Annotated in this window: 5 protein-coding genes; 3 read left to right on the forward strand and 2 right to left on the reverse strand. The window is 72.0% G+C overall.

Going from position 1 to position 8,238, the window contains the following annotated elements; genetic code table 11:
- Window positions 1-106 precede the first annotated feature (106 nt).
- Together ACWFR4_RS21645 and ACWFR4_RS21650 are read right to left on the reverse strand one after the other, a co-directional pair.
- The gene (locus ACWFR4_RS21645; protein ID WP_453654043.1) at window positions 107-2,236 is read right to left on the reverse strand and encodes an alpha-1,4-glucan--maltose-1-phosphate maltosyltransferase; all 2,130 of its coding nucleotides are present in this window, start codon (window positions 2,234-2,236) and stop codon (window positions 107-109) included.
- A 195-nt stretch (window positions 2,237-2,431) separates the two neighbouring features.
- Window positions 2,432-3,637: a S8 family peptidase gene (locus ACWFR4_RS21650; RefSeq protein ID WP_453654045.1), complete on the reverse strand. Its 1,206-nt coding sequence runs from the start codon at window positions 3,635-3,637 to the stop codon at window positions 2,432-2,434.
- Window positions 3,638-3,908: 271 nt separating this feature from the next.
- On the opposite strand from ACWFR4_RS21650, the gene ACWFR4_RS21655 reads away from it, so the two are divergent.
- The 3 genes from ACWFR4_RS21655 to ACWFR4_RS21665 all read left to right on the forward strand — a co-directional run bounded on the left by ACWFR4_RS21655 (window position 3,909) and on the right by ACWFR4_RS21665 (window position 7,942).
- The gene (locus ACWFR4_RS21655) at window positions 3,909-4,526 is read left to right on the forward strand and encodes a hypothetical protein (RefSeq protein WP_453654047.1); all 618 of its coding nucleotides are present in this window, start codon (window positions 3,909-3,911) and stop codon (window positions 4,524-4,526) included.
- A 198-nt stretch (window positions 4,527-4,724) separates the two neighbouring features.
- Window positions 4,725-7,337: an alpha-glucan family phosphorylase gene (glgP, locus tag ACWFR4_RS21660; protein WP_453462076.1), complete on the forward strand. Its 2,613-nt coding sequence runs from the start codon at window positions 4,725-4,727 to the stop codon at window positions 7,335-7,337.
- An 83-nt stretch (window positions 7,338-7,420) separates the two neighbouring features.
- Complete coding sequence (locus ACWFR4_RS21665) at window positions 7,421-7,942, forward strand: GNAT family N-acetyltransferase (RefSeq protein ID WP_453462079.1); 522 nt, start codon at window positions 7,421-7,423, stop codon at window positions 7,940-7,942.
- The last annotated feature ends 296 nt before the right edge of the window (window positions 7,943-8,238 follow it).

Raw genomic sequence — 8,238 nt, forward strand, 5'->3', positions numbered from 1 at the left:
AAGGAGCGGACGAGGACCTCGTAGAAGACGGCACGTTTGAACCAGTCGGGATCCCGGTCCTTTGCGGGTGTGTCCTCGAAGGTGTCCGGGACGGGTTCATTGACGGTCATGGTGTGGGTGACCCTCCGATCAACGGTGAGGACGGTCGCAGGACGGTGAGGATGTGCGCGGGCGCGCGGCCCGGCTCGAGGCGCACGTAGTTGGCCCTGCCCCAGTGGTAGGTCTCACCGGTGAGCTCGTCGCGCACCGGCGCGGACTCGTGCCAGCCGAGTCCCAGTTGCGGCATGTCCAACGACACCGTCGCCTCCTGGGTGTGGTGGGGGTCGAGGTTGGCGACCACCAGAACCGTGTTCGAACCGTGTGCGCCTGCGACCGACTTGGAGTACGCGATCACCGTGTCCTGGTCGGTGTGGTGGAAGTGCACGTCACGCAGCCGGCGCAGGGCGGGGCTGCGGCGCCTGATGTCGTTGAGACGGGTGATGAGGGGCGCGATCGAACGCCCCTCGTGCTCGGCCGACTCCCAGTCGCGCGGCCGCAGTTCGTACTTCTCCGAATGGAGATACTCCTCGCTACCGGGGCGTAGCGGGGCGTTTTCGCACAGTTCGTAGCCGCTGTAGACGCCCCACGTCGGCGAGAGCGTGGCGGCCAGGATCGCCCGCACCTCGAACGCGGGGCGCCCGCCGTTCTGGAGGTAGGCGTGCAGGATGTCCGGGGTGTTCACGAAGAAGTTGGGGCGCATGTACGCGGCCGTGTCCTTCGCCAACTCCGTGGCGTACTCAGTGAGTTCCTGCTTCGAGTTGCGCCAGGTGAAGTAGGTGTACGACTGCTGGAAGCCGGCCTGCGCGAGGGCGCGCATCATCGCGGGGCGCGTGAACGCCTCGGCCAGGAAGATCACGTCGGGGTCGGTGCGGTTGATCCCTCCGATGACCTGTTCCCAGAAGACGACGGGCTTGGTGTGCGGGTTGTCGACGCGGAAGATGTGCACGCCGTGGTCCATCCAGAAGCGCAGGACGCGGGTCGTCTCGGCGACCAGCCCGGGCATGTCCTGGTCGAAGGCGATCGGGTAGATGTCCTGGTACTTCTTCGGCGGGTTCTCCGCGTACGCGATGGTGCCGTCCGGCCGGTGGTGGAACCACTCGGGGTGCTTCTCCACCCATGGGTGGTCGGGCGAACACTGGAGCGCGAAGTCGAGGGCGATCTCCAGGCCCAGGTCCGCGGCCCGGCTCACGAACGCGTCGAAGTCGTCGAGCGTGCCGAGATCCGGGTGGATCGCGTCGTGACCGCCCTCCGGGGAGCCGATCGCCCAGGGGACACCCACGTCGTGCGGCCCCGGGGAGAGTGAGTTGTCTGGACCCTTGCGGTACGTGGTGCCGATGGGGTGGACCGGCGGCAGATAGAGGACGTCGAAGCCCATCGCGGCGATGGCCGGGAGGCGTTTCGCCGCGGTGTGGAACGTGCCGGAGACCGGCGGTTCCCCCTCGCGCACGACCGCGCCCTCCGAGCGCGGGAAGAACTCGTACCAGGCTCCGTACAGCGCACGCTCGCGCTCCACGAGGAGCGGCAGCGGGTCGGAGCTGGTGACCAGCTCGCGCAACGGGTGGCGGGCGAGGACCTCGTCGACCTTCGGGGTGAGCGCGGCGGCCAGGCGGGCCGCGGCGGGGCGCGCGGTGTCCCGGAGCGCGGCGGCGGCGCGCAGCACGGTCTCGCGCTGCCCCTTGCGCTGCGGCACGCCCTCGGCGGCGCGCTCGTGCAGCAACGCGCCGTCTTCCAGGACGAGTTCGGTGTCGATGCCTGCCGGGACCTTGATCTGCGCGTGGCGGCGCCAGGTGGTGACGGGGTCGCCCCACGCCTCGACGGTGTAGGTCCAGCGGCCCTCCGACGTGGGCGTGACCTGCGCGCCCCAGCGGTCGGTGCCGGGGGCCAGCTCGCGCATCGGGGTCCATGGGCCCGTGCGGCCGCGCGGCGAGCGGAGCACCACGTTCGCGGCGACCGCGTCGTGGCCCTCGCGGAAGACCGTCGCGCTGACCTGGAAGGACTCGCCTGCCACCGCCTTGGCGGGCCTGCGGCCGTGGTCCACGAGGGGCTGGACATCCAGGACGGGTATCCGCCCGAGCGGGGTGGCCGCGGTGGCGGCCGGTGGGCGCCGCCGGCCCGGTGGTTTCTGCGATTTCGCGCTTCTGGCCGACTGCTTCGCCGGGTCCGTGTGCGGCTTCGGCGAGGGACTCTGTGCGGGCATGACCGCTCCTGACCGCGGGGGGTTCGGCTTGCGGAAACGGGGGTGAAGAAGAGGGTCGCGCAGTGTGTACCGGGGGAGCCTTCCACGGTCGCAGGGCGGGCAATCCGGTGCTTTGTTAACTACTCGCGCGTAAGCACACAGACAAGTCCGGCCCCGCCGCGAACGACGGGACCGGATCATGAACTCACCCTTCGGTTACGGGTTTTTGACCTGGAGCAGTTTGTTCGGCGAGCCGGGCAGCGCGTCGGTGATCCGGCCCGCCGCCGCGTGTTTCGTCAGCGCCCGGCTCACCTCGGCCGGGGTGGCCGAGGGGTGGTCGGACAGGTACAGCGCGGCGGCGCCCGCCGCGTGCGGCGACGCCATCGACGTACCGGAGAAGGTCGCCTTCCCCGTGTCGCTCGTGTCGGACGCCGAGGTGATGTCGACGCCGGGGGCGAACAGATCGAGCCCGGTGCCCCAGTTCGAGAAATCGGCGCGCCGGTCCGTGCGGTCGGTCGCGCCGACCGTGATGGCCTCCTTCACGCGGGCCGGTGAGTAGAGGCTCGCCGGGAGTCCGCCGTTGCCGGCCGCGACCGTGTACGTGACCCCGGAGGCGATGGAGCCCCGCACCGCCGCGTCCAGCTGGGCGTTGGCGTAGCCGCCGAGGCTCAGATTGGCCACGGCCGGTTTGCGCGCGTGCTTCGTCACCCAGTCGATGCCCGCGATGACCTGGGCGGTCGTCCCGGATCCCGCGTCGTCGAGCACGCGCACGGCGACCACGTCCGCCTTCTTCGCGACGCCGTACCCCGACCCGGCGACGGTTCCCGCCACATGGGTGCCGTGGCCGTTGCCGTCCTGCGCGGTGGCGTCGCCGTCGACGAAGTCCCAGCCGTAGTGCGCCCGGCCGCCGAAGTCCCGGTGCGAGATCCGGATGCCGGTGTCGATGACGTACGCCGTCACGCCCGAGCCGGCCGACTCGGGCCAGGCGTAGGAGTTGTCGAGCGGCAGATCGCCCTGGTCGATGCGGTCCAGCCCCCAGGACGGCGGTTTCATCCGGGTGTGGTCGAGCGAGACCCGTGAGTCCTGGACGACCGCGGCGACCGACGGATCGGCCGCGAGCCTTCTGGCCTGCGTCTCGCCCGCGCGCACCGCGTACCCGTTCAGCGCCGTGCTGTAGGTGTGGCGTATTTTCGCCCCGTACTTCTCGGCGAGGCCCTTGCCCGTGTCGGACGGTGCCTTCGTTCCCCCCTTGAGCGTCACGATGTAACTGCCTGCGACGGCGCCAGGCTCACCGGCGCCGAGTATGCGCCCCAGCGGGGGCGCGGCATGCGCGGGCAGTGTGACGGCCGAGAGCACCGCCGCCGTGGTCGCGGCGGTGAGCGCGCCCGCCCAGCGCAGACGCCTCTTGCGCGTCAGTGTCATGTCGCGAGTTCCCCTCCTCGACTCGGCGCGCGAGGACCGGAGTTGCACGGCCGCCGGCCCTGACGGCCGGGAATCCGCGCACACCGTTTGGCAGCCTCTCGTGCGGCGTCAGGCCCTACAAGACCGCATGAGGGGGCGGAATCGGCCATATCGCCCGTGGGGGACCGCTGGCGATCGCGGTGAAGGTTGCGGCGAAAACCGGACTTCCGCATCACCCGGGGGACGCGGACCCGTCGGCGGTCCCGGAGGCGCTGCGCGAGACGGTCGGCGTGTGCCTGCGGGTGGCGCCGGGGGAGCGGCCCGGCGCGGCGGAGCTCGCGCGGCGGCTCGACCCGGGTTCCGCCGATGCCAGGAAGGACGGCTCCGCGCCGCCTCCGCGCCCGCCGCGACCTGCTTCGCCCTCCTGCGCCACACGTCGTCCGTCCTGTGCGGGGACCTCGAACACCCGGGCGTACGGGAACTCGACGGCCGCACCCTCGTCACCCGGCGCACCGTCGCGGCCGACGTGCGGCCCACGCTGAACGGACCCGTCGTCGGCGCGGACGGCGTGCTAGTCGTGCCGGCCGGCAAGGAGGACGCGTCGGACCCCGTCGACCATTTCCTCACGGCATACGACTGGCGGCACCGGCCGGCGCCTGTGGCACTACGGCGCGCCCCGGGAGACCGCCGGCCTCGCCCTCGCGGGCAAACGGGTGCTGTCCTTCGGCGCGTACGCCCTCGAAGGGCGGAACACCTCGGGCGACGTCAACACGCTCCGCAGGAGGGACACCCCGCCACAGGGTCGGGCACCGGTGCAGCGGCCGTACACCTGGGCCAACCCCTATATCCGGGCGGCGCGTTGTTCGCCGACACCGACGAGGCCAAGGTCGTCTCCGGCTACGCCCCGTGACCCCGCTCCGGCCGCCGCCGACCCCCTCGTACCGCTGAGAACCGCGTGACACGGGGGCCTTTGCGACTCCGTGCGCCGTGGTAGCCGGAGCCCGGTGGCCGTACCGTCGGAGGTGACAGCCGGGGGCCGCGCGACGGAGCGCGTCCTCCTCGCACGTGTGCGCGTATGCCCGCCGCGTCCCCCTACAGAGGTGAGAACGTGAAGGCCATCCGTCGATTCACCGTTCGTCCCGTCCTGCCCGAGCCCCTCGCCCCCCTCCACGAGCTGGCCCGTAACCTGCGCTGGTCCTGGCACACCGGGACGCGCGACCTCTTCCAGGCCGTGGACCCCGGGCGCTGGGCCGCGTCCGACGGGGACCCGGTGCGGCTCCTCGGCGCCGTTCCGCACGCGCGGCTCGCCGAACTCGCCACCGACGAGGGGTTCCTGCGCCTGCTCGGCGAGGCCGCGGACGACCTCAGGTCCTATGTGGAGGGCGACCGCTGGTACCAGCAGCAGAACGGTGGCCTGCCCGCCGCCGTCGGATACTTCTCGCCCGAGTTCGGCATCACCGCCGCCCTGCCGCAGTACTCCGGCGGCCTCGGCATCCTCGCCGGCGACCACCTCAAGGCGGCCAGCGACCTCGGGGTGCCGCTGATCGGCGTAGGACTCCTCTACCGGCACGGCTACTTCCGGCAGTCCCTGTCCAGGGACGGCTGGCAGCAGGAGCACTATCCCGTCCTCGACCCGCACGAACTGCCGCTGACCCCGCTGCGCGAACCGGACGGCACCGACTGCCGTGTCGCGCTCGCCCTGCCCGGCGGCGGCCGGCTGTTCGCCCGCGTCTGGCAGGCGCAGGTCGGCCGCGTGCCCCTGCTTCTCCTCGACTCGGACGTCGAGGAGAACGGCCCCGGCGAACGCGATGTCACCGACCGGCTCTACGGCGGTGGCAGCGAGCACCGGCTCCTCCAGGAAATGCTGCTCGGCATCGGCGGGGTGCGGGCCGTGCGCGCGTACTGCCGCCTCACCGGCCACCCCGAGCCCGAGGTGTTCCACACGAACGAGGGACACGCCGGATTCCTCGGGGTCGAGCGGATCCACGAGCTCGCCGGACGCGGTGTGGACTTCGACGCCGCCATCGAAGCCGTACGCGCCGGGACCGTCTTCACCACGCACACCCCCGTCCCGGCCGGTATCGACCGCTTCGACCGGGAACTCGTCGCCCGCCGCTTCGGGCCCGGCGCCGAACTCCCCGGCATCGACGCCGCACGCATCCTCGGCCTCGGCACGGAGACGTACGCGGGCGGCGACCCGAACGTCTTCAATATGGCCGTGATGGGCCTGCGTCTCGCCCAGCGCGCCAACGGCGTCTCCACCCTGCACGGCAGGGTCAGCCGCGAGATGTTCTCGGGCCTGTGGCCGGGCTTCGACCCGGAGGAGGTCCCCATCACCTCCGTCACCAACGGCGTGCACGCTCCCACCTGGGTGGCTCCCGAGGTCCTGCGGCTCGGCACCCGCCACCTCGGTGAGCAGCGCACCCTGGACGCCCTGGCCGTCGGCGGCTCCGACCGCTGGGACGCCGTCGCCGACATCGCCGACCGGGACATCTGGGAGCTGCGCCGCGAGCTGCGCGGCCGCCTCGTGGACGAGGTCCGCGAGCGCCTCGCCGCGTCCTGGCGCCAGCGCGGCGCGGGCGCGGCGGAACTCGGCTGGATCGACGGGGTGCTCGACCCCGACGTCCTCACCATCGGCTTCGCCCGCCGCGTCCCCTCCTACAAGCGGCTCACCCTGATGCTGCGCGACCCGGACCGCCTGAAGCGCCTCCTCCTCGACCCGGACCGGCCCGTCCAGATCGTCGTCGCGGGCAAGGCGCACCCGGCCGACGACGGCGGCAAGCGCCTCGTGCAGGAGCTGGTGCGCTTCACCGACGACCCGCGGGTGCGCCACCGCATCGTGTTCCTGCCGGACTACGGCATGGCCATGGCGCAGAAGCTCTACCCCGGCTGCGACATCTGGCTCAACAATCCGCTGCGTCCCCTGGAGGCCTGCGGGACGTCCGGTATGAAGGCCGCCCTGAACGGCTGCCTCAACCTCTCCGTCCTCGACGGCTGGTGGGACGAGTGGTTCACGCCCGACTTCGGCTGGGCGATCCCCACCGCCGACGGCACCGCGACCGACGAGCAACGGCGCGACGACCTGGAGGCCGCGGCCCTTTACGACCTGGTCGAGCGCAGGGTCGCGCCCCGCTTCTACGAGCGCGGCCCCGAAGGGCTGCCCGACCGCTGGATCGAGATGGTCCGCCGCACCCTCACCCATCTGGGCCCCAAGGTCCTCGCCGGGCGCATGGTCCGCGAGTACGTCGAGAAGCTGTATGCCCCCGCGGCCCGCTCCGGCCGGGCCCTCACCCCCGACGCGGCGCGCGAACTCGCCCGGTGGAAGTCCAAGGTCCGCGCGTCCTGGCCACGGGTGGCCGTCGACCATGTGGAGGCGTCGACGGCCACGGCCGAGCTCGGCGCGACGCTGGTGCTGCGCGTGCGGGTGGCGCTCGACGAGCTGGGACCCGAGGACGTCGAGGTCCAGGCGGTGGCCGGCCGCGTCGACTCCGACGATCGCATCACCGACGTGACCACGGTGGCCCTGAAACCGGCCGGCGGCCCGGATCTGGACGGCCGCTGGGCGTACGAGGGCCCGCTCTCCCTCGACCGCACGGGCCCCTACGGCTACACGGTCCGTATCCTGCCCGCCCACCGGCTGCTCGCCTCACCGGCGGAGACGGGCCTGGTGACCGTCCCCTCGGAGGCGATCGCGGAGGCCGCGGGGGTCCTCATGCGCTGAGGACGCACTGAGGACGCACCGAGGATGCGCCGAGGGGCGGACGGATGGTCGGCGGCGTCGCGGGTCTCGGCGAAGATGGACCCATGACCGAGATCCAGACGCCCCGCCTCCTGCTCCGCCGCTGGTCCGACGACGACCTCGTACCCCTCTCCGAGATCCAGGCGGACTCGGAGGTCATGCGCTGGGTCGGCGACGGCGGGCCGCGCGACCTGGAGCGGACGGCCGAGGACATCGAGCGCTGGGAGGAGGAGTGGGACGAGGAGGGCTTCGGCCCGTTCGCCGTCGAACTCCTCGCCTCCGGCGAGCTGGCCGGCGTCGTCGGCCTCTCGGTGTCCGAACTCCAGCCCGACATCGAGATCAACTGGTGGCTCGGCCGCCAGTTCTGGGGCCAGGGCTACGCCTCCGAGGCCGCCCAGGCCACCTTGGAGTTCGCCCTCCAGGACCGCGGCGTCGACCGGGTCGTCGCCCTGATCCGGCCGGGCGACACGGGGTCGGAGAACATCGCCCGCAAGTTGGGCATGACGGAGGGACACGAGCTCGCGCACCCGAAGCACGGTTACCCGCTCCAGGTGCACGAGATCGACCTCACGGAGTACGAGAGCTGATCCACGCACGGGCAACTCGCATGTACAGAAGGTAAGTTGGCCTGACGTCCAGGTCGACGGCAACGCCTGGTTGAAGCAGTCGCCGACCGGACTCATCATGATGCTGCTTCCGGTCCTTGTCGCCGTGTGCTGGGCGGCGATGATCGGCGTACTGATCGTGAACTGAGAAGTGGGGGGGGGCCCCCCGGCGCCCCCCCCCCACAACCGGGGGTGGGGGGGGGCATGTGGGTGGGGCCGGCCCCCCCCCCGGCGGCCGCCCGGGGGGGATAAAAAAAAGACGCAGCCGGCCGAAGGGG

This window comes from Streptomyces sp. NPDC055140, assembly GCF_053607285.1.